Raw genomic sequence first — 20,036 nt, 5'->3', positions numbered from 1 at the left:
TGTCGAATCCTCGTCAGTATTTAATGGGTAGCCGGAGCCAGATCGGGGTTGCCAGTCTGGCGAAAAGTAATCAGGGTGATCAGCAGCGCGAGCACTGCCAGCACGGCCGCGGCCAGTGGCACGCGGGTCAGGCCAAGGCCGTGGGCGATAACGCTGCCGCCGACCCAGGCGCCCAATGCGTTGCCGACGTTGAACGCTCCGATGTTCAGGGTCGACACCAGGTTGGGCGCGGCCTTGCCGAAGGTCACCACGTTGATCTGCAACGCAGGCACGGCGGCAAAGGCGGCGACGGCCCACAGAAAGAGTGTGATCTCGGTCGGGATCAGCGCAGCGCTGGTCCAGCTCAGCGCCGTTGAGATCACCGCCATCGAGATGAACACGGCAATCAGCGTCGACGACACCTTGCGGTCAGCCATCTTGCCGCCGATCACGTTGCCCAGCGTCAGGCCGAGTCCGATCAGCAACAAGGTCCAGGTCACACCCTGAGGCGAGACGCCTGTCACATCGCCCAGCAGCGGCGCGACGTAGGTGAACAAGGTGAACATGGACGCCGAAAACAGCGCCGTCATGGTCAACGACAACCAGATGCCCGCGCCCTTGAGCGCGGCCAGTTCGGCGCGCATGTCGAGCTTTTCTTCGTCACGATTGGTGGGCAGAAAGCGAATCAGGCCGATCAGGGCAATCACGCCGATCACGGTCACGGCCCAAAACGTCGAACGCCAGCCTGCGTACTGACCCAGCGCCGTTCCCAGCGGTACGCCCAGCACGTTGGCCAGTGTCAGGCCGGTGAACATCAAGGCCACGGCAGACGCGCGACGATTGGCAGGCACCAGGCCTGCGGCGACCACCGAGCCGATGCCAAAGAACGCGCCGTGACACAGGGCCGTCACGACCCGCGCAAACATCAGCACGTCATAGTCGCTGGCAAGCGCACAGAGCAAGTTGCCGACGATGAAGATCCCCATCAGCGTGACCAGTGCGGCCTTGCGGGGCAGTTTGGCGGTGGCCATCGCCATGAACGGTGCGCCAATGGCAACGCCCAGCGCATAGCCGGTCACCAGCCAGCCAGCGCCGGGAATGGACACCCCAAGGTCAGCCGCCACATCGGGTAACAGACCCATGATGACGAACTCGGTAGTGCCGATAGCGAAGGCGCTCAGGGCCAGAATGAGTAGCGAAAGAGGCACGGGGGCGGCTCCTTTGAAAGTGGGGAATATCAGGTCGGATTGTTCAGTTCTTGAACCAGCGCCTGCACGAACGCCTGGATGGTTTCTTCATTACGTCTGAAGAAATGCCACTGGCCTACCTTTTTGCTGCTGATCAGGCCAGCCCGTTGCAGGGTCGCCAGATGCGCAGACACGGTGGACTGGGAAAGGCCGGCACGCTGGTCGATCTGCCCGGCGCAGACGCCGTGTTCAATCGAGTGCTCCTGCGACGCAAACGTGGTGCGCGGGTCCTTGAGCCAGTTCAGAATTTCTCGGCGCACTGGGTGAGCCAGGGCTTTTATGATGTCGTCGAGGTCGATAGGCATGTCGTTCTCACAGGCGGTGTAGCGATATATCGCGATGGGGCGAACTTTATATCTGTATTTCGCGATATACCAATATGATTTTGGTCTGAGCCTATCGCGAATCGGTATATCGAGTTATATCGATATATAGACCTGGCCCGGTAAAGCGGCGTACGCTTGGGCCCATGAATTATCTGGCACACCTCCATCTCGGCGGCCATCGACCCGCTCAATTGCTCGGCAGCCTGTACGGCGACTTTGTCAAAGGTCCGCTGCCGGGGCGTTTTCCTGCGGAACTTGAAGCAGCTATTCAGTTGCATCGCAGCATTGATGCGTTCACCGACAGCCACCCGTTGATCAAGGCGTCGATCGCCCGCTTCCCGGCGCAGCGTCGGCGCTATGCGGGCATCATGCTCGACGTGTTTTTCGACCATTGTCTGGCGCGTGACTGGCATCACTATGCCGATGTTCCATTGCAGGCGTTCACGCGCAAGGTGTACGGCGTATTGGCTGCCGAGCCGCAGTTGCCGGAAAGGCTGGCGCAGATCGCACCGCGCATGGCGGCGCAGGACTGGCTGGGTTCGTATCGGGAGTTCGGCGTGCTGGAACAGGTGCTGGGCGGTATATCACGGCGTCTTTCACGACCCGAGGGGCTGGCAGGCGGCATGCAGGAGCTGCAAGCGCTTTACCAACCCCTCAGTGCCGACTTCGCTGAGTTCTATCCGCAGTTGCAGGACTTCGCTCAGGCCGCTTTGGCAGGGCGCGAAACCACTTCCTTGGGCTCAACGCTTTCGCCAAACAGTGCGACGTGAACCGCTTGCTGCGCCTTGAACGCCAAGGCGGCACGTTCCTGATCGGCGGTTTGAATCGGGGCGAGCAGGTGGATATGCACGTCGCTTTGTTCGTTGGCAAACAGACGGCGCAGGTGCGACAGCAGGTCATCGTCACCAATGAACGGCGCAATCGGATCCGGTTTGCCGTCGCGAGAGTAGCCTATCGCGACCGGCTGAATGGCCACTCCCGCTTCAATGGCGCTTGAAAGCAGGCGGCCGTGGAAGGTGCGCAGGCCCTTGCCATCGGTGGTGGTGCCTTCAGGGAAAATCAGCAGCGCGTTGCCTTGCTGCAAGTGGTTGCACATCTGCTTCTGAATCAGACGGCTGTCGCCCGAACCGCGACGGATGAACAGGGTGCCGGCTTTCAATGCCAGCCAGCCTGCGACCGGCCAGGTACGCACTTCGGCCTTGGACAGAAACGACAGCGGCGCAAGCATGCCCAGCAGCGCAATGTCCGTCCATGACACGTGGTTGCTGACCCACAGCATTGGCTGGCGCGGCAACTTGCCAGTGACGGTCACCCGAAACGGCAGGGCGCTGCTCAGGCGCGCCATGAACCAGCGGCTCCAGCGCTGACGACGCTGCATGGAACTGCCGACTTTCAAGCGCTCCAGTACGGCGAAGGCCCCGGCAATGGTCAGCCCGAGCGCTACTACCAGCAGTACTCGGACAACGCGGGCATAGCCGCGGACCCGACTCATCACACCGCCGCCTTGAAGTGACGCGCGTAGCGCGGGCACAGGTCGTCGCGCTTGAGCAGGATGAACACGTCGGCCACCTGGAAATCTTCATCCCAGCACGGCTCGCCGCAGATCTTCGCACCCAGGCGCATGTAGGCCTTGAGCAGAGGCGGCATCTCGCAGATGACGTTGTTGGGGAGATCGAGCGTCGGCAGCGGATTTTTTGGCTCGGCGCGCAGATGCTCGTTGCACAGATACCGTTCGCGCAGGCGCTGCATGATCGCGTGAGCCTGAATGCCGCCGTCCTGCATCGGAATGCTCGCGCAGCCCATCAGGTAGCTGTAACTGCCTTCGTTCAGGACTTCCGCCAGCTCGCTCCACAACACCGCGATAGTGCCGCCGTTGCGGTAGGCCGGATCCACGCAGGTGCGGCCCAGTTCCAGAATCGGGCCTTGCAGATGCACCAGACCGTGCAGGCTGAATTCTTCTTCACTGTAGAAGCGACCCAGGGTGGTCGCCGCCTTGTGATCGAGCAACCGCGTGGTCGCCACCAGGCGGCCGGTGTTCAGGTCACGGACCCCGATGTGCGAGCAGTGCACGTCGTAGTCGTCGATGTCCAGACCTTGTTCTGCACCGTTGAGACGGGCATTGAACTCCTCGCTGAACACGCTGAAACGCAGAGCCTGTGCTTCCTGCAAGGCTCGCGTTCCAATCAGGCGTTCGGCCTGAAGACGGCGTTCAGCGGTGTTTTCACGAATGCGGGCGATCTGGGTCATACGAATCTCCATGAGCCAGCCATGCAACAACGGCCGGTCGACTGATTTGTCCAAGCGCTTTGCTGTACGTGCAGGCTAGGGAGATGGCGTGTCATGCCCATGAAGCTTTGGTGATGGTTGTGTGACGGCCGCGGCGGGCGGTAATTCTTCCCACGCTCCGCGTCCGCTGTTGATGTGACGCAGAGCATCACCGGCCGCATGCCCATGCGGAGCAAGGGCCCGTCAGGCATTCATCTGCACGCCTGTCATAAACCCCTGCTACTGTGCGCGGATCATTTTGCGAGGACTCGTCATGCTGTCTCGGTTGGCTCGCCTGTTTCTCTTCGTTGTCCTGGGTGCTACTGCACTAAACGCACTGGCCGAAACCTGGCCTGGCGAGCAGTGGTCTTCACAGCCCACTCCTCAGAGCCCCGCCCTTGAAGCGCTGGAAACCTATGCCTTCCCACCCCGCGACGAAGCCACTCGCAACGGCGTGCGCACTGACGCCTTGCTGGTGATCCACGACGGCGAAATCGTGTACGAACGCTATTCAGGCGTGACCAGAGCGCAGACCCCACACCTGACCTGGTCCATTAGCAAAAGCATCATGGCCACCGTGCTGGGCGTCGCCTTCGAACAGGGCCGTTATCAATTGGACGATCCGGTGGTGAAATTCTACGAACCGTTCAAGGCTCATCCCGATATCGCAATCAAGGACCTGATGCACTGGGCCTCCGGGCTGGATTGGCAGGAAGACTATGAGTACGCGCCGCTCAATTCGTCTGTAGTAGCGATGCTTTACACCCTGGGGCGCGAGGACATGGCCCGCTTTACCGCCAGCCATAAAGCCGCCACCACACCCGGCAGCCGCTACCTGTACTCCAGTGGCGACAGCAACGTACTGGCCGCCGCCTTGAAAACAATGGTGGGTGATCAGGCCTACCCGAATTACCCGTGGACCGCCGTGTTCGACCCCCTCGGCATCCGCAGCGCCATCTGGGAAACCGACGCCAGTGGTACTTTCGTCGGTTCTTCCTATGCCTACATGACCGCCCGGGACCTGGCACGCATCGGCCTGCTGATGCAGCGTGGCGGGCAATGGCAAGACAAACCACTGCTCAACAAGGCCTGGATGGACTTCGTCCTGACGCCGTTCAAGGGTGAGCAAGTGCAGGCGAACGTCGAAGTCCCCGGCGGACAGTGGTGGCTCAACCGCACCGCCGACGGTGGCAACGGACCCTGGCCCGACGCACCCCCTGACACCTTCGCCGCACTGGGCCATTGGGGCCAGGCCCTGTACGTGATCCCCAGCCAGAAACTGGTCATCGTGCGTTATGCCGACGACCGAGACGGCAGCTACGACCATGACCAGATGCTCAAACGCGTCCAGGCAGCATTCGGCAAGGAGAACGGGCAATGAGTAATCGTCGACTGTTCATCCTGCGCCGTCCCTTCACCAGCCTGCTGTTGCTGATACTCGCCGTGCTCGCTGTACTCATCTGGCAATACCGCGTGGCGCTGCAGGCGTTTCCGACCATCATCAGTGCCTACACCGCCAAGGAATACTGCTCGTGCCGCTACGTGGTGAATAACCCCGAGGACTATTGCCGCGCCTACATCAAGCAGTACCTGCCCAGCACGTTGATCGACCAGCCGGAGCTGAAACGAGTGGTCGCCAGTGGCCTGGGACGCTCCAGCAGCGCCGCGTGGCAAGGGCCGCGTGAAGGCTGTCGCCTGTTGCCCGACAAGCCCTGACCGGCAGCGGACGAACGGAGCGGTTTGCCAGTGGTCTGACAGGCGGATAAGGTGCTCCTCAATTGCCTGCCTGGAGTCTGCATGCTCAACACTATTCGCCTGCTGCTGGTCATGCTGGCCGCAGTGGCGCTTCCTGCCCACGCAAACTGGTACCTGGATAACGAGTCATCACGCCTGTCCTTCACCTCCACCAAGAACGCCGACATTGCCGAAGTGCATCGCTTCCTGGTGTTGCACGGCAAGGTCGACCAAAAAGGTCTGGCCGAGGTGGAAGTGGAGCTGGAGTCGGTCAGCACCGGCATCGCTCAGCGTGATGAGCGTTTGCGTGATCAGATGTTCCAGGTGCATAAATTCCCCGCTGCACAGATCAACGCCCGGCTCGACATGCGCCCCATCAACGCACTGGCGCCCGGCGCACAGCTGGAGCTGCGCCTGCCATTGACCGTCAGCCTGCGCGGCAAGACCCACACCTACAACGCCGAATTGCTGGCGACGCGTCTGGATGACCGACGCTTTCAAGTGGTCACCCTGGAGCCGCTGGTGGTCCATGCCCAGGACTTCGATCTGGTGCCGGATTTCAGCGCCTTGCGTGGCAACGCAGGTTTAACGGCGATCAGCCTGTCGGTCCCTGTCGGGGCCGTGCTGATCTTCACGGCGCGCTGACATGAGCGGAGCGATCTTTCCCTGGCGTGAAAACAACCAATTCCGACTGCTCATCGACGGGCCGGCATTCTTCCCCCGCATGATCGCCGCCATCGACCGCGCCGAGCAGCAGGTCGATCTGGAACTGTATCTGGTCGAAGCGGGTGACTGCGCCGATGCAATCGTGAGGGCGCTGGTGGATGCAGGCCGGCGCGGCGTGATCGTACGGTGCCTGTTCGACGATTTCGGCTCGCAAGCTTTCGATGCCGGGCTGCGCAAACAGCTGACCGATGCTGGCGTTATCCTGCGCTTCTACAACGCGATTCACTGGCGACGCGGCCTGCGCAACCTCTACCGGGACCATCGCAAAATACTGGTGGTGGACAAGGCCTTGGCGGTGGTCGGCGGCACCGGCGTGACCGATGAATTCTGGGAGCCGGACAAGGACGTCAGCCAATGGCATGAGGTGATGGTGGAAATCACTGGACCCTTGGTGATGGACTGGCAGGCGTTGTTCGACCGACAGTTTCACGTCAACCCACGCCGCACCGCATGGCGCCCCAAAGAGAACTTTGGCCTGACGCACCTGCCCAGCGTGCCAGAGGCCGGGCAAGGGCTGGGCCGCGTGGCCTACGCCGATTCACGCCAGCACCGCGACATTCTGCAATCGCTGGTGCGCGCCCTGAACACCGGCCAGAAACGCATCTGGCTGGCGACGCCGTACTTCCTGCCGACCTGGAAAGTACGCCGTGCCCTGCGCAAAGCGTCGGGTAGAGGTGTCGATGTACGCTTGCTGTTGACCGGCCCGCGCACCGATCACCCGTCCGTGCGCTACGCAGGCCATCGTTACTACCCGCGTCTGTTACGTGCCGGTGTGAAAATCTTCGAATACCAGCCGTGCTTCCTGCACCTGAAGATGGTCCTGATCGACGACTGGGTGAGCATCGGCTCGTGCAACTTCGACCACTGGAACCTGCGCTTCAATCTTGAAGCCAATGTCGAAGCCCTCGACCCGACGCTGACGAAAGACGTGGTCGCCAGCTTCGAAAAAGACTTTGCCCTGAGCGCCGAAACCACCCTGGCCGACTGGAAAGCCCGGCCACTGTGGCGGCGGGTTAAACAGCGCCTCTGGGGCTGGATCGACCGGTTGGTGGTCAACCTGCTGGACCGGCGCAACTGACACGCCAAAGGGGCCAGTCCCGGCCCCGGGTCTTTTTCGGCTAAACGATATGGTCGAGCGAGCGATCCACCATCGCTTTGGCCAATTCCGCCATGTGCAACACCGCAAACACCAGATCCCGGCTCGTGCCCTCGGCGTTATCGCCTGATTCGTAAGCGGTGGTGATGATGCAACGCAACAGGTCCGAGGCGTAGTTGAGCGCTTCTTCTTGGGAGACGGATGGGTTGATGGTGTAGAGGGTGGCGGGTGGATCGGGGATGGTTCTTTCAAGCATTTCGGATACTCCAGCAGCAGATGAAGGAGCCGTCATTTATCGCTACCAAACGATAAGGTGGCGGCCGTGTGCAAGTTGGTAGACCGGCTGCTGGCACCCGGTGCATCCGAAGATGCCATGCGCACGGCCACCATAAATGCAGGACGAAAAAACTCGCCTCGCAGAGGTGACACGTTGCGCCAGCAAAGACAGGTCTACCAAACCTGATCGCTGATTTTGCAGCGACCGGGCAAGCCTAGAAACCGGAGTAAGCAGGCGCAAGGGGTTGGGATTCTCTCGGAAATTTCACTCAACGGATAGAGAGGCATCCTGCTATTGGGCGCTGGAGGGTGGTGTTGAGGTAGCTGCCTTGCGAGTTTTTGAATGTAGACCGAATTCTTTTTTGCCGTCTGTCATGGCGAAGGGCTTGACTGCCTTCGGCCAGAAGCGGCCCTTCACCTTTAAAATCTAAAGCGCATGAAAGAAGCATTTCTGTCGCTGACCACATCGCGCAGCTCATAACGCCCTTATTTGCGCACGACCACTCATCCTCCAGTCGGACTCACCAATACTTGTGTTTCGAGGCGCGGCTTTCCAAGTGCCAAAATCTAGATTAATGTAATAGTCATTACAATATACATAGCTAACTCTACATGACTCATTGGCTAGCTCTGATTCTTGGCTTACCCACTGCCAATGCCACCGAACGCATGCGCGCCTGGCGTGCATTAAAAGCTTCCGGTGCTGCGGTTCTGCGCGATGGCGCGTATCTGCTGCCAGACACTGGCGCCTGCCGTGAAGCACTGACGTCTGTCGAGCGCGATATCCTCGCCATCAATGGCACAGCCTACGTTCTTCCGATCGTCGACCCCAGCGGTGAGCGCTTCGTCGAGTTGTTCGACCGTAGCGATGACTACGGCAAGCTTGGTGCAGAGATCGAAGAATGCCGTGGACAGCTGAGTATTGAAAACGCGCTGGCGACGACCAAACAGCTTCGTAAGCTGCGCAAAGCCTACGATCAACTGGTCAGCATCGATTACTTCCCAGGTAAGCCAAAGCAGCAGATCGATTCGGCGTTGCGGGAGCTAGAGACGGCGGTAAGTAGAGCTCTGTCGCCGGATGAGCCACACAGCAGCAACCAACCAATAACGGCACTCAATCTCGACGACTATCAGGGCCGTATTTGGGCAACACGTAAACGTCCCTGGGTCGACCGGCTGGCGTGTGCCTGGTTAATCTGCCGCTTCATTGACCCCCGCGCTCAGATTCTCTGGCTGAACACGCCACAGGACTGCCCGGTAAATGCACTGGGTTTCGACTTCGATGATGCGACCTTCAGCCATGTTGGCAACCGCGTGACTTTCGAAACCCTGCAAGCCAGCTTTGAACTTCAGGAGCCAGGCCTAAACCGGATTGCCGCATTGGTGCACTACCTCGATATCGGCGGTATTCAGCCAGTGGAGGCTGCCGGCGTTGAGCGGGTGCTGGCTGGGCTGCGCGAAACCATTACCGATGACGATCATTTGCTGGCTGCTGCGAGCGCTATTTTCGACGGCTTGCTCGCCGGGTTTGTGAAAGAGGAACAGCCCAATGAGTAAAGTTCTGGCACCAGACGTTGAAGCGGATCTGTTGAGGCCTGAACAAATTAGTCTGTGTGAGGCTTTCTGGTTCTGGTTGAAGCTCGGTTTCATTAGCTTCGGCGGGCCTGCGGGTCAGATCTCGATCATGCACCAGGAGTTGGTGAAGCGGCGACGCTGGATTTCAGAACGCAGATTTCTGCATGCCCTCAATTACTGCATGTTGTTGCCAGGGCCCGAGGCTCAGCAACTGGCGACTTACATTGGTTGGCTGATGCATCGAACGTGGGGAGGCGTGATCGCCGGCGCGCTGTTTGTGCTGCCCTCACTATTCATCCTGATCGCGCTGTCGTGGATGTATATCGCGTTCGGCAAAGTACCCGTGGTAGCCGGACTCTTCTACGGCATCAAGCCCGCCGTGACGGCCATCGTGGTGCAGGCGGCGCATAGAATCGGCTCTCGGGCACTGAAGAATAATTGGCTGTGGGCGATAGCAGCGGCTTCATTTGCCGCGATCTTTGCATTCAATGTTCCGTTCCCGCTGATCGTCTTAGGGGCAGCATTGATTGGATATCTCGGCGGGCGATTGGCACCTGAGAAGTTCATAGCCGGTGGCCATAGCGCCGCCAAAAAATCCTTCGGCTCGGCCTTAATCGATGACGACACGCCGTCCCCTGAACATGCTCGGTTCAGCTGGTTGAAATTGGCCTCACTCGCACTGATTGGTGCCGTGCTATGGGCTTTGCCGATGGGTGTTTTGACCGCGCTCTTTGGGTGGGAAGGAACCCTGACCCAGATGTGCTGGTTCTTTACCAAAGCTGCATTGCTGACCTTTGGCGGGGCTTATGCCGTACTGCCGTATGTCTATCAAGGCGCAGTCGGTCATTATGGCTGGCTAACCCCGACACAGATGATCGACGGTCTTGCGCTGGGGGAAACCACGCCAGGGCCGCTGATCATGGTGGTGGCTTTCGTCGGCTTCGTCGGGGCCTATGTCTCGCAAGTGTTCGGGGCTGATCAGGTGTTTCTGGCCGGAGCTGTCGCCGCCTCCCTGGTGACCTGGTTCACCTTTTTACCCTCGTTCCTGTTCATCCTTGCGGGTGGCCCTTTGGTTGAGTCGACTCACAACGAACTTAAGTTCACGGCACCGCTTACCGCCATCACCGCCGCCGTAGTTGGGGTGATCCTCAATCTGGCGTGCTTCTTCGGGTATCACGTGCTTTGGCCGAAAGGCTTCAGCGGTAACCTCGACTGGCCCTCTGCATTGATCGCCATCGCAGCCGCAATAGCATTGTTCCGCTTCAAGCGCGGCGTCATTCAGGTACTGATGGCCTGTGCGCTCGCTGGTCTAGCAGTACATCTGTTGCGCTAGCTATCACGAGCGGATTAAACAGCCTCCGTCAGACACCAAGGCCCTTTCATATCTGAAGTGACCAGCTCACACCAAAGCCCAGCCTGACGCTGGGCTTTCTGCCATTTAATGGCAGTGGTAGTCGTTGGTTTTATGGTTGCGATGGCAACCTTTTGAATCAGTGCCGCCGCTGTGCGCGAAGGCAGCAACGGACGTAATCGAAAGTAAAGCGGCGATCAAAATGGCGGACAGTTTCATCAGGGCTTGCTCCTTGCTCATATTTTTATATCCGTGAGAGGTCTCACGTCCGGCAGCGTATGGCTAAGTGCCTTCACTGAGCAAGCTACTTCTCCGGAGTTTCGATCAAAGGTCGAATGCTTATTTCTTGAGCTACTTCTGGCTCTGGTTTAGGATGAATTCATATCCCCCTAGGGGGGATGCAAAATCATCTGAAAACGAGAAACTCGTAGTTCTTCTATCTTCGGGAAATCTCAGTGACCAGATAGGCGCACGCGTTTCCTTTTGAGATTTCTCATGCTGAAAATCCTAGCCAACCGATCCTATCGCCATCTTTTCCTGGCTCAAGTGATTGCACTCGTAGGGACTGGCCTTGCCACCGTCGCGCTCGGTTTACTGGCGTTCGATCTAGCAGGCGCCCAAGCAGGTGCCGTTCTCGGCACGGCGTTGGCGATCAAAATGACGGCCTACATTGGCGTTGCGCCCATTGCAGCGGCTTTTGCAGAGCGCCTGCCTCGCCGAGCCATGCTGGTCTCTCTGGATCTGGTGCGGGCCGTGGTAGCGCTGGCTCTCCCGTTTGTGACCGAGGTTTGGCAAATCTACGTGCTGATTTTCGTCCTTCAGTCCGCATCGGCAGCGTTCACTCCAACGTTCCAAGCGACCATTCCAGACATCCTGCCGGATGAAGACGACTACACGCGTGCGCTGTCGTTATCGCGCCTAGCCTACGATCTTGAAAGTGTCGCGAGCCCAATGCTCGCAGCCGCGCTCCTGACGGTGATCAGCTTCCACAACCTTTTCGCCGGCACAGTCATCGGCTTCCTCGCTTCTGCCGCCCTAGTCGCCACGGTGTTGTTGCCAAAGGCGAAGCAAGTACCACGACGCAGCATCTATGAACGAACTACCCGTGGCATGCGCATATTCCTAGCGACGCCCCGCCTGCGAGGGCTGCTGGCTCTCAACCTGACGGTAGCGGCTGCCAGTGCCATGGTCATCGTCAACACCGTGGTGCTGGTTCAGTCACGCTTCGCTCTGCCCCAAAGCTCAACGGCATTGGCGCTGGCTGCGTTTGGTGGTGGTTCCATGATCTCGGCCCTGGTCTTGCCTCGCCTGCTGAAAAACATCAAAGACCGAACGGCCATGTTGTTTGGCGGAGGAATACTGGTCGTAGGCTTGGCCGTCGGCATCAACCTGACCACCTACAACTTCCTGCTGCCGCTGTGGATGGTGCTCGGGGTGGGCTATTCGCTGGCCCAGACTCCGAGCGGTCGCCTGTTGCGTCGCTCGGCACATGCCGAAGATCGCCCGGCGTTGTTTGCCGCCCAATTTGCGCTGTCCCATGCTTGCTGGTTGATTACTTACCCACTGGCGGGATGGCTGGGAGCCAACATCAGCCTCACGGCGTCGTTTGTTGGCCTCGCCGTGGTGGCAGGCAGTGCACTACTGGTCAGCATCGTGATCTGGCGCCCAGCTCATGATCAGGAGTCGATCAAACACACCCATGAGAATCTGCCGGGCGATCACGCGCACATCGACGGCCAGGACGGTGTGGATCACGAACATCCATACGTGATCGATGATCAGCATCGCCAATGGCCCAGCAGGTGATCGCGAGTTCCTAGATTTGCTAAAGCTGGTGACCGGTATTCAGCCAAGCAACCGTAGCGCTTGCAAAGCGGCAAGGTGGCCCGGATAAAACCAGTATCCCCATTGCCTGACCGGCCAAATCTTAGAGGTGACGGTCTGCCGCAGAAGGCAGAGCCCGATTAGAGGAGCCGTAAAAGCCGTGCTCAAAACAAGCAGTGAATAGACATCCAAGTTCATCGCCTTGTTCACGATAGTGCCGCTACGTGTATTGATCAACAAGCATAGCGCCGCTGGCAAAAACCAAACTAAACCCGGCCTCTTGATCGCCAACAAGGCCGCCGCTGGAACGAGCGTTCCATAGAAGCCGTACATCAGCGGATCTTTTAGCACGTAAGCAACAGCTATGGCCATCAGCGCCATCGCGCCACTTAGCAGCGTGCGATGCTGCCATCCCAAGGCGATCACCAAACCGAAGGCCAGGGTAACCAGCACGTTGAATGTTCCCGACGAGGGGCTGAGGTAACGATAAGGCACTTCTGAAATGGCAGCGAACAACAGCATCAATGCAAGGTATCGACCGTTCGCCGCCGTCAGCAACTCACCCTGTTTGGAGCGCGCCACGTTGGCTGCAATTGCGACACAGAACAACGGAAAGGAAAGTCTTCCCGGAATGAACAGGTTGCTCATCTCCGGCCACACCAACCGCAAGTGATCGATAACCATGGTCAACATCGCTAGCCACTTGATCAGATCCAGGCTACTGCTTCGGCTGTTGAGTGGAGAAAGCGGGACAGTACGCATGGTCATGCCCACCCCATTGTGACGGCGGTCAGCACGAGATAACGCACGCCCTTGGCCAAGGTGACAATCAGCAGGAAACTCCAGAGTGGTTCGCGCATGACTCCAGCGACGACTGTCAGCGGGTCGCCAATGATTGGCACCCAGCTCATCAGCAGCGACCAGCGCCCGTAGCGCAGATAGGAATGCTGGGCTTTCTCTAACTTGCTCTCGCTCACGGGAAACCAGCGCTTGTGGCGGAATCGCTCAACGGAACGGCCCAGAAGCCAGTTCAGTGCGGAGCCAAGCACGTTGCCAACAGTGGCTACCGCCAATAGCGTAGAAACGACGTACCGGTCGGAGAGCAACATTCCGACCAGCACGGCTTCAGACTGCATCGGCAATAACGTCGCAGCACCGAACGCCGCCACGAACAGCCCAATATAGCTCGTGAGTTCAAACACGAAAGACTTGCCTCAAGCGTTCAGGCCGATCCAGCCATGGAAGCCCACGTACAGACCAACACCAATGATCAGCACGCTGGACAGGTAAGGAAAACGACGAGCCACGGCGCCCAGCCAAGGCCAACGGTTGGAGGCCTGCTTAGCACCAATTGCCGCCGCAGCACCTACAGTGACCAAGGTGAGCGCCAATCCGATGCTGAAACACAGGACAAGCATGCCTCCCAGCGCGACTTCTTTAACCTGAAGACATAGCAACAGAACGGTGATGGCTGCCGGACAAGGAATCAGACCGCCAGTCAAACCGAACATGACGATTTGACCCGTGGTGACCTCGCGATTGGTGAAGCGCTTGCGGATATCGTTGGCATGCGCACGTTCATGCGCATCCTGGTAGCCATCAATCGACAACTCTAAGCCTTCCAATTCGGAATGAGCATGCCCGTGATCGTGTTCCTGATACTGGAGATCGTAATCATGGGAGTGGCCTGCATGCCCAAGACTCAAGCGAGCACTGAACTCATGTGGTTCTGGAATATCGACCGTCGACTCCAGAAAGCCGTCGCGCTCAACGAAAGAGAACGATTGGCTGCTACCGTCCGGACGAGCAGTCATGAGGCGAACATCTGAGGCAGCCCAAGCGTGCCCGGTCAGTGTCTTCAGGCGCCAGTGCGGTGGCATGCCTTCCTCGAAGATCGACAGCTCGATGCGGCCATGGCCGGTATCGATTCGATGGGTCTCATCATGATGACCATGGTCGTGCTCGCCGTGGTGATGATCATCACCTTGCTCGAACTTGAACATCTGCTCGCCGCGCCAAGTACGCCAGAGCATCCATAGCGCGATCACGATAATCAGTGCAGAAGAGGCAAGCTGGAAGTACGGCTCAGTGGTTTGCGCATCCAGGCCTTTGCCAAGGTACATGCCGCCGATGGCGACCAACCACACCACTGCGGTATGCGACAACGTTGCGGCCAAGCCCAACAAAACGGCCTGTTTGACCGAACCACGGATGGCCACGATGAAGGCCGCCATCATGGTTTTGGAATGTCCCGGCTCCAGGCCATGCAAGGCGCCGAGCAGGATCGCGCTCGGGAAATACAGCCAGGCGTGAGCCCCGCCTTGTTGCAGCAATTCATTGGGCATGACAGACCTAGAGGTACTTGGTGATTTGCTTGAAAGCTTCCAGTGGTGCGCGCTCGCCATTGCCTAGCGCAGAAACGGTGTCCTCCAGGCAGTGATCAATGTGATCCTGGATGAGCGTACGTTTGGCCTGGCACACTGCTTTTTCAACCGCATGCAGCTGCTGGGCGATGTCCACGCACTCACGACCCTCTTCGATCATGGTGATGATGCCGCGTAAATGCCCATCCGCCCGTTTGAGACGTTTGATGATCGCCTCATGACTTTGGTGGGTGTGGGGATGGCTGTGTTCGTGCTCACTCATGACTTGAGCCTCAGGCCTCAATGAATTACGCTGGCATCCTATCCCCCCTAGGGGGATGTGGTCAAACGCGTAAAAGCCCTATAAACCGAGTTGAAACCCTAACGCCATGTTCAGCAGAACACTGACAACTACGGTGGTAATCGCGCTGGCTCTCGCCATGTTGGTGGCTTGGGCCGGGCATACCTATTCGTTATCAGTGGCGTCGAAACAGCCAGCCTGGGAGATCACGCAAGACGCCCATCACTCCCACGGCGAAGAGGCTTCATCCAGCTATTCGAGTCTTTCAGATCACTACCATTCGCCATTGACCCCTGATCACCAGCACGAAACACCACAACTCACAGCGGCGTTGATGCTGGCGACATCCCCGATGCTATCCATCCGGGTCGATGCGCTTCGACACTCTGTTCCCCTGCCGCCGATATTCTTGATCGAGCGTCCACCCCGTCCTTCGTTCGCATCTTGACCTTGGCCGCACTGCGGCCTTCGATCTCTGCAACGTAGGATTGATCTATGCATTCGTACTCGATGAGCGGCGTCGGCGCGTTTACTGCGCCTTTGCACCGCCCCGTATTGCTGTTGTTTTTACTTGTCGCTGTACTTTTCCTGGGAATGCCCGAGGCGATGGCTCACGCCGTCGCGGAAGGTGACAAGGGCTTCATCCAGGAAAGCTCCGGCGTCATGTTGCTGCCCTTCATCTACATGGGCGCCAAGCACATGATGACCGGGTACGACCACCTGCTGTTTCTGTTCGGGGTGATCTTCTTCCTCTATCGCCTGAAAGACGTGGGGCTCTACGTCACGCTGTTCGCTGTAGGCCATTCGGTCACGCTGCTGCTTGGCGTACTTACAGAGGTCAGCATCAGCTCGTACATCATCGACGCCATCATTGGCTTCTCGGTGGTGTACAAGGCGCTCGACAACCTGGGCGCATTCCAGCGCTGGTTCGGTTTCCAACCCAACACCAAAGTGGCCACGCTGATCTTTGGCTTGCTCCACGGTTTTGGTCTGGCGACGAAGATCCAGGAATACGAGATCTCACCTGATGGACTGATTCCGAACCTGATCGCCTTCAACGTTGGTGTTGAGATCGGCCAGCTGCTGGCCCTCAGCGCGATTCTCATTCTGATGGGGTATTGGCGGCGCGCCGGCAGTTTCTGGCGCCACGCCTATACCACCAACGTTGCCATGATGAGTGCCGGTTTCCTCCTGATCGGTTACCAGATCACCGGCCTGTTTGTCTCCGCGTAAGGAATTCTGACCATGTTCAATACTCCGCTTCCAACTGTTAATGAATTGCCAAGCACTCGCAAGCTGGTGCGCTCCACTGTGATTGCCCTGCTGACTGCGGTCGGCTTGTTGGTGACAGTGGTCATGCCTTCGGAATATGCCGTTGACCCTACGGGTGTGGGCCGCGCGCTGGGACTGACCCAAATGGGCGAACTGAAGATCATCCTAGCTCAGGAAGCTTTGGCGGATGCCGCGCCACCGCAAGCTGCTGCTCCAGCTCCAGCTCCGCAGGTTGCGCAAGTCCAGCCTATTGCGAAACCTGTTGCTCAGCCGGCGCCCACACCCACTTCAGCTTTGAAGACTAATCAAATGAGCGTCACGCTCAAGCCCGGTGAAGGGGCGGAAATAAAGCTCGAAGTCTTGAAGGGCAAGTCTGTCAGTTACGAATGGACTGCGGTTGGTGGGCCTGTGAACTTCGATACCCATGGCGAACCCTACAACGGTGAGAAGGGTTACTTCCACAGCTACAGCAAGGGCAAGCAAGTCAAAAGTGACAAGGGTGAATTTACCGCCATTTTTGACGGCACTCATGGTTGGTTTTGGCGTAATCGCAGCAACAGCGACGTGACCATCGCACTGAAAGCGACCGGCGATTACTTGAGCGTCAAACAGTAATTCAAAACAGCGATGGCTGTCCTGTTGCCGAAAATTCAACGTTCAGCCAGCCCCCAAGACCATTTATTTCGCCAATATTTGAAGAGTCCTACCATGAAAACCCCAACCACTCTATTTCGTTCGATGCTCCTGATCTGCTTCCTCGGCCTGATGACGGCATGCGGCGGTGGTGAGAAAGGCGCTACTTCCGACAACGCTGAGCACGGACATTCCCACGAATAACCCCCTAAAAACAAGGCCGCAAATGCGGCCTTGTTTTTTCTGCGTGACGAAAAATTTTGGCCTGACATCTTGCAAAAAAATGACTGTTTTGGGTCGATTGCTGGTAGTCACGTATGGCAGCTAATGGCCGATAACAGTCTGTCCGGATTGTAACCTTAGCCCAATCGTATTCGTTGATGACACCCCTGTCGATTGAGGTGGGTGAGCACTTAAACGTTGAAAGCAAGTGCCAAGAGCGGGGTGCCGCCAGCAACCACGATTCGCCAGTTCACAAAAGCTGCACATTCCACAAGCGCTTTAAATTGTTCAGGACAGCGGCGCTTGAAGCTTTGAGCATTATCGATGACTAATGAAAGCGTTTGTCCGTTTTGAACGTGGATAGACGACATTCCTGCGCTGGGGTCATCAAGGTAAGAAAGACAATCAACCCAGGCGTCCATATTGCGACCGTAGAAGCCAGGAAAGCCGAACTGTTTTGCGAAAACACTGTGGAATGTTTGCCAGTCAGAAATCAGGTTTGCGTCCACTTGTACCATTGTCAGAATAACCTTCGTCACGTTGAAAAATCAGATATGGCGGTCTCGCTAGGTGAAGTCAATTGCTGGCTGCATATTTGCGCATCCAGGTCCCAATCCTCTACCAACGACGTTGCAATGAACGCTTCTGCCCGAAAGCCATCTTTCGGGAGCGTCATATATCGGCTGAAAGTGGACAGAACGGCACGCTTAACCAGCTTCCTTCAACAGATAATCCCCCTACACCGAACGGTTGTGTACCATGGAGCGCTGCAATAGGAGACCCAAGGCAGCGGCGTATGAATATACCCGCAGTAACCCATGAGCTTGCGCTGCGATGCCGCGAGCCGAAGTTCGCAAAGGCGAATCTGGACATCGGTTGGTGGATCATTTCCGCACTTAGATGCCGTGCGCTCACCGAAATACTGGTTCCCGCAGTAGCAAGCGCCTCACCGTGCTGTGATCTGCACATTATTTAACACCATTAGGATGGAGTGCATAAATGGAGCTGAGCAGCAAAAACCTCTATGAGACGGTTGATGGATTTTTGGCGCTTCCAGATAAAATCGAGATAGTATCCGAGGAATGCTTTCGTAAAGTTTATGGTTCTGGCTCGGCCAAAAAAACAAAGAATATCGTTTATCTATTTCGAAGCGAAAAGAATGTCCGTCGTTTAAAGGGTGAGAGTAATATACTGTATATTGGCCAGACCAAACATAGTTTTGGCAACAGGTACTACCCATTTGCCAGCCTGCATGCTACTTCTAAAGCAAATCGAATGAAGTTCGAGCATATTATTGACGAATACGGTGCAATCAGCATATCGTTTCACGATTTCTCTCCGTTCGGAGAGACCTTAATTCAAGCTGAGGGTCAGTTATTATGGTGGTATTTTCAAAACCACTGTGAGTACCCGCCTATCAATTACACCAAAACCAGCGTCAGAAACGATATTTTGCATATATGACTAATCGCTATGGGGCGGTCTTCGTAGATGACGGTTTTTATGCTGCTGCAATAGGGGTACGCCATTCGTAAGACGTTATGGGAGCGAAAGCTGCCGCCCCCTATGGCCGATATCGACCTAAAGCCGACCTTCACCTAGCCTGCTAACACCGAGAAGCTGAATCAATGTAGACACTCAGCGCCAAGGGAAAAATGGCCGGGGCATGCTCCACCTCAAGCCGCACCGGTCCATGGCGACCCTCCATAAAATGTAAAGCTGGTACAAAGTAGAGCAGACCAGCATCAGGGCAGAAGGTTGGTTACCGCTCCGACGGCTACATGGTTGCAACGGATTGTTCCGCCAATTCCCCAGATCGAGACGATATCCACAAGAATCGATAAGTCTTGTGATCGCTTTAGATCAATTGATTCGAGCACGTTTTGTGGATTGAAATCCGTCAGTGAAAGGTCGTGGATCTCACTGAATATCAGCTCAACCAGTAAACTTTTCTGGCAAACGTATTCAAAGTCCGCCGTCCCAACGCCAACCGCATCATGCTCACGGTAGTGAATGCAGAGCTTGGCGACCGTAGCCGAACCTTGGTCTGGAAGTGCGCGCGATACCGAAAAAGAGATCACCTCTGCGTCGTGAAACGATGGCCAGAAGCCAATGGCTTCAATCACAAGCTCTGCGCTATTTATGAGTTCTTCGGGTTTCACGGCCGACTTCCAAGATGCCATCATCGACTGATATACGGTAGATACGCATCAATCAGCAAGCATTTTGCAACGACTGCATCTCACTCTGAGTCTGTGGACGCTAAACCGTTCGGTGAGGTCGCACAGTCTTTTCGCCATGCGAGGCCAATATTATGGTAATCCAAGTCCAAGGACAGATAATGCTATTCGTATTCAGCGGCCTTCCGGGCACCGGGAAAACCACTATCGCAAAGGGGCTCGTCGATACATTAGGCGCTCTCTACCTGCGGATCGATACGATTGAGCAAGCGATACGAAACCTAGGTGCACTGGCGCAAGATGTAGCGCGCAGTGGCTACATGGTCGCTAGTGAGGTTGCGCTGAGTAGTCTGAATCTAGGGCGTACAGTCATCGTTGACTGTGTAAATCCAGTGATCGAAAGACGAATCGCCTGGAGCGACATCGCCTTAAGGGCCGGCGTTCGGTTGATGAAATTGAAGTGATTTGCTCGGATAAAAAGGAACATCAGCGCCGTGTAGAAACAAGGTTAGGTGATATTCAGGGGCTGACTCCACCGACCTGGCAATCTGTGTTGGATCACGAATATGAGACATGGGCCGATGCCCCGTTTTCGATAGACACGGCCCTGACTTTGCCGGTGCAAGCCGTATCGATGATCACCAAACATCTGCTGCCCACTGAAGT

The 20,036-nt window shown here is 57.1% G+C and carries 24 protein-coding genes and 1 pseudogene; 13 read left to right on the top strand and 12 right to left on the bottom strand.

The genetic code is table 11. The features are described 5' to 3' along the window. Window positions 1-20: 20 nt before the first annotated feature. Together ALP40_RS15045 and ALP40_RS15040 are read right to left on the bottom strand one after the other, a co-directional pair. On the bottom strand, window positions 21-1,187 hold the full coding sequence (locus ALP40_RS15045) for an MFS transporter (RefSeq protein WP_122209030.1): 1,167 nt from the start codon (window positions 1,185-1,187) through the stop codon (window positions 21-23). A 29-nt stretch (window positions 1,188-1,216) separates the two neighbouring features. Further along, window positions 1,217-1,531, bottom strand: a complete 315-nt coding sequence (locus ALP40_RS15040; RefSeq protein WP_122209029.1) for a helix-turn-helix transcriptional regulator — start codon at window positions 1,529-1,531, stop codon at window positions 1,217-1,219. A 164-nt stretch (window positions 1,532-1,695) separates the two neighbouring features. Here ALP40_RS15040 and ALP40_RS15035 point away from each other — a divergent pair, with 164 nt between their 5' ends. Then, on the top strand, window positions 1,696-2,322 hold the full coding sequence (locus ALP40_RS15035; protein WP_122209028.1) for an ACP phosphodiesterase: 627 nt from the start codon (window positions 1,696-1,698) through the stop codon (window positions 2,320-2,322). Here ALP40_RS15035 and ALP40_RS15030 read toward each other — a convergent pair. Together ALP40_RS15030 and olsB are read right to left on the bottom strand one after the other, a co-directional pair. After that, window positions 2,253-3,044, bottom strand: coding sequence for a lysophospholipid acyltransferase family protein (locus ALP40_RS15030; RefSeq protein ID WP_122209027.1), 792 nt, complete (start codon window positions 3,042-3,044; stop codon window positions 2,253-2,255). The two genes, ALP40_RS15035 and ALP40_RS15030, sit on opposite strands and share 70 nt — an antisense overlap. Continuing rightward, entirely contained in the window at window positions 3,044-3,799 is a 756-nt protein-coding gene (olsB, locus tag ALP40_RS15025) for an L-ornithine N(alpha)-acyltransferase (protein ID WP_122209026.1), read from the bottom strand. The genes ALP40_RS15030 and olsB overlap by 1 nt, the downstream gene beginning before the upstream one ends. Before the next feature lie 292 nt (window positions 3,800-4,091). On the opposite strand from olsB, the gene ALP40_RS15020 reads away from it, so the two are divergent. The 4 genes from ALP40_RS15020 to ALP40_RS15005 all read left to right on the top strand — a co-directional run bounded on the left by ALP40_RS15020 (window position 4,092) and on the right by ALP40_RS15005 (window position 7,355). After that, window positions 4,092-5,198 (top strand): serine hydrolase, encoded by a 1,107-nt coding sequence (locus tag ALP40_RS15020; protein ID WP_122209025.1) that lies wholly within the window; start codon window positions 4,092-4,094, stop codon window positions 5,196-5,198. Beyond that, window positions 5,195-5,533, top strand: coding sequence for an amidase (locus ALP40_RS15015; protein WP_122209024.1), 339 nt, complete (start codon window positions 5,195-5,197; stop codon window positions 5,531-5,533). The genes ALP40_RS15020 and ALP40_RS15015 overlap by 4 nt, the downstream gene beginning before the upstream one ends. An 81-nt stretch (window positions 5,534-5,614) precedes the next feature. Further along, the gene (locus ALP40_RS15010) at window positions 5,615-6,196 is read left to right on the top strand and encodes a YceI family protein (protein WP_122209023.1); all 582 of its coding nucleotides are present in this window, start codon (window positions 5,615-5,617) and stop codon (window positions 6,194-6,196) included. 1 nt (window position 6,197) lies between these two features. Continuing rightward, complete coding sequence (locus ALP40_RS15005; RefSeq protein WP_122209022.1) at window positions 6,198-7,355, top strand: phosphatidylserine/phosphatidylglycerophosphate/cardiolipin synthase family protein; 1,158 nt, start codon at window positions 6,198-6,200, stop codon at window positions 7,353-7,355. Between the two features lie 40 nt (window positions 7,356-7,395). Here the strand turns inward: ALP40_RS15005 and ALP40_RS15000 are convergent, their stop codons facing one another. Further along, window positions 7,396-7,629: a DUF6124 family protein gene (locus ALP40_RS15000; RefSeq protein ID WP_122209021.1), complete on the bottom strand. Its 234-nt coding sequence runs from the start codon at window positions 7,627-7,629 to the stop codon at window positions 7,396-7,398. Between the two features lie 632 nt (window positions 7,630-8,261). On the opposite strand from ALP40_RS15000, the gene ALP40_RS14995 reads away from it, so the two are divergent. Both ALP40_RS14995 and chrA read left to right on the top strand, forming a co-directional pair. Continuing rightward, entirely contained in the window at window positions 8,262-9,206 is a 945-nt protein-coding gene (locus ALP40_RS14995) for a chromate resistance protein ChrB domain-containing protein (RefSeq protein ID WP_122209020.1), read from the top strand. Beyond that, on the top strand, window positions 9,199-10,557 hold the full coding sequence (gene chrA, locus ALP40_RS14990; RefSeq protein WP_122209019.1) for a chromate efflux transporter: 1,359 nt from the start codon (window positions 9,199-9,201) through the stop codon (window positions 10,555-10,557). The genes ALP40_RS14995 and chrA overlap by 8 nt, the downstream gene beginning before the upstream one ends. Window positions 10,558-10,662: 105 nt before the next feature. Here the strand turns inward: chrA and ALP40_RS14985 are convergent, their stop codons facing one another. Further along, window positions 10,663-10,815: a YHYH domain-containing protein gene (locus ALP40_RS14985; protein ID WP_223656464.1), complete on the bottom strand. Its 153-nt coding sequence runs from the start codon at window positions 10,813-10,815 to the stop codon at window positions 10,663-10,665. Between the two features lie 255 nt (window positions 10,816-11,070). Here ALP40_RS14985 and ALP40_RS14980 point away from each other — a divergent pair, with 255 nt between their 5' ends. After that, complete coding sequence (locus ALP40_RS14980; RefSeq protein ID WP_122209018.1) at window positions 11,071-12,381, top strand: MFS transporter; 1,311 nt, start codon at window positions 11,071-11,073, stop codon at window positions 12,379-12,381. A 39-nt stretch (window positions 12,382-12,420) separates the two neighbouring features. On the opposite strand, the gene ALP40_RS14975 is transcribed toward ALP40_RS14980, so the two are convergent. The 4 genes from ALP40_RS14975 to ALP40_RS14960 are packed head-to-tail and all read right to left on the bottom strand — an operon-like array spanning window position 12,421 to window position 15,045. After that, a complete protein-coding gene (locus ALP40_RS14975) occupies window positions 12,421-13,167 on the bottom strand; it encodes a conjugal transfer protein TraX (protein WP_259640710.1) in 747 nt (248 codons plus the stop codon). Beyond that, window positions 13,164-13,601 (bottom strand): YqaA family protein, encoded by a 438-nt coding sequence (locus tag ALP40_RS14970; RefSeq protein WP_122209017.1) that lies wholly within the window; start codon window positions 13,599-13,601, stop codon window positions 13,164-13,166. Before ALP40_RS14970 ends, ALP40_RS14975 begins: the two co-directional genes overlap by 4 nt. Window positions 13,602-13,613: 12 nt before the next feature. After that, the gene (locus ALP40_RS14965) at window positions 13,614-14,744 is read right to left on the bottom strand and encodes a nickel/cobalt efflux transporter (RefSeq protein ID WP_122209016.1); all 1,131 of its coding nucleotides are present in this window, start codon (window positions 14,742-14,744) and stop codon (window positions 13,614-13,616) included. Between the two features lie 7 nt (window positions 14,745-14,751). After that, window positions 14,752-15,045, bottom strand: coding sequence for a metal-sensing transcriptional repressor (locus ALP40_RS14960; protein ID WP_122209015.1), 294 nt, complete (start codon window positions 15,043-15,045; stop codon window positions 14,752-14,754). Window positions 15,046-15,558: 513 nt separating this feature from the next. Between ALP40_RS14960 and ALP40_RS14950 the strand changes: the two genes are divergently transcribed. From ALP40_RS14950 to ALP40_RS25870, 3 genes are all read left to right on the top strand, one after another. Further along, entirely contained in the window at window positions 15,559-16,296 is a 738-nt protein-coding gene (locus ALP40_RS14950; RefSeq protein WP_122209014.1) for a HupE/UreJ family protein, read from the top strand. A gap of 12 nt (window positions 16,297-16,308) precedes the next feature. Further along, on the top strand, window positions 16,309-16,950 hold the full coding sequence (locus ALP40_RS14945) for a transmembrane anchor protein (RefSeq protein WP_122209013.1): 642 nt from the start codon (window positions 16,309-16,311) through the stop codon (window positions 16,948-16,950). A 93-nt stretch (window positions 16,951-17,043) separates the two neighbouring features. Beyond that, window positions 17,044-17,172 (top strand): hypothetical protein, encoded by a 129-nt coding sequence (locus ALP40_RS25870; protein WP_259640709.1) that lies wholly within the window; start codon window positions 17,044-17,046, stop codon window positions 17,170-17,172. Between the two features lie 209 nt (window positions 17,173-17,381). Here ALP40_RS25870 and ALP40_RS14940 read toward each other — a convergent pair whose 3' ends face one another. Beyond that, window positions 17,382-17,708, bottom strand: a complete 327-nt coding sequence (locus ALP40_RS14940) for a barstar family protein (RefSeq protein ID WP_122209012.1) — start codon at window positions 17,706-17,708, stop codon at window positions 17,382-17,384. A gap of 481 nt (window positions 17,709-18,189) precedes the next feature. On the opposite strand from ALP40_RS14940, the gene ALP40_RS14930 reads away from it, so the two are divergent. Next, a complete protein-coding gene (locus ALP40_RS14930) occupies window positions 18,190-18,654 on the top strand; it encodes a hypothetical protein (RefSeq protein WP_122209010.1) in 465 nt (154 codons plus the stop codon). Between the two features lie 281 nt (window positions 18,655-18,935). On the opposite strand, the gene ALP40_RS14925 is transcribed toward ALP40_RS14930, so the two are convergent. Then, a complete protein-coding gene (locus ALP40_RS14925) occupies window positions 18,936-19,352 on the bottom strand; it encodes an Imm50 family immunity protein (protein WP_183136047.1) in 417 nt (138 codons plus the stop codon). 179 nt (window positions 19,353-19,531) lie between these two features. Here ALP40_RS14925 and ALP40_RS14920 point away from each other — a divergent pair. Further along, window positions 19,532-20,034, top strand: a pseudogene (locus tag ALP40_RS14920) (AAA family ATPase); the annotation flags it as partial. Window positions 20,035-20,036: the final 2 nt, after the last annotated feature.

It is taken from the genome of Pseudomonas viridiflava (assembly GCF_003702045.1).
GTDB classification, from domain to species: domain Bacteria; phylum Pseudomonadota; class Gammaproteobacteria; order Pseudomonadales; family Pseudomonadaceae; genus Aquipseudomonas; species Aquipseudomonas viridiflava_C.
Note: the sequence above shows the minus strand (reverse complement) of the source record. Positions and strands in the feature narration are given on the sequence as shown.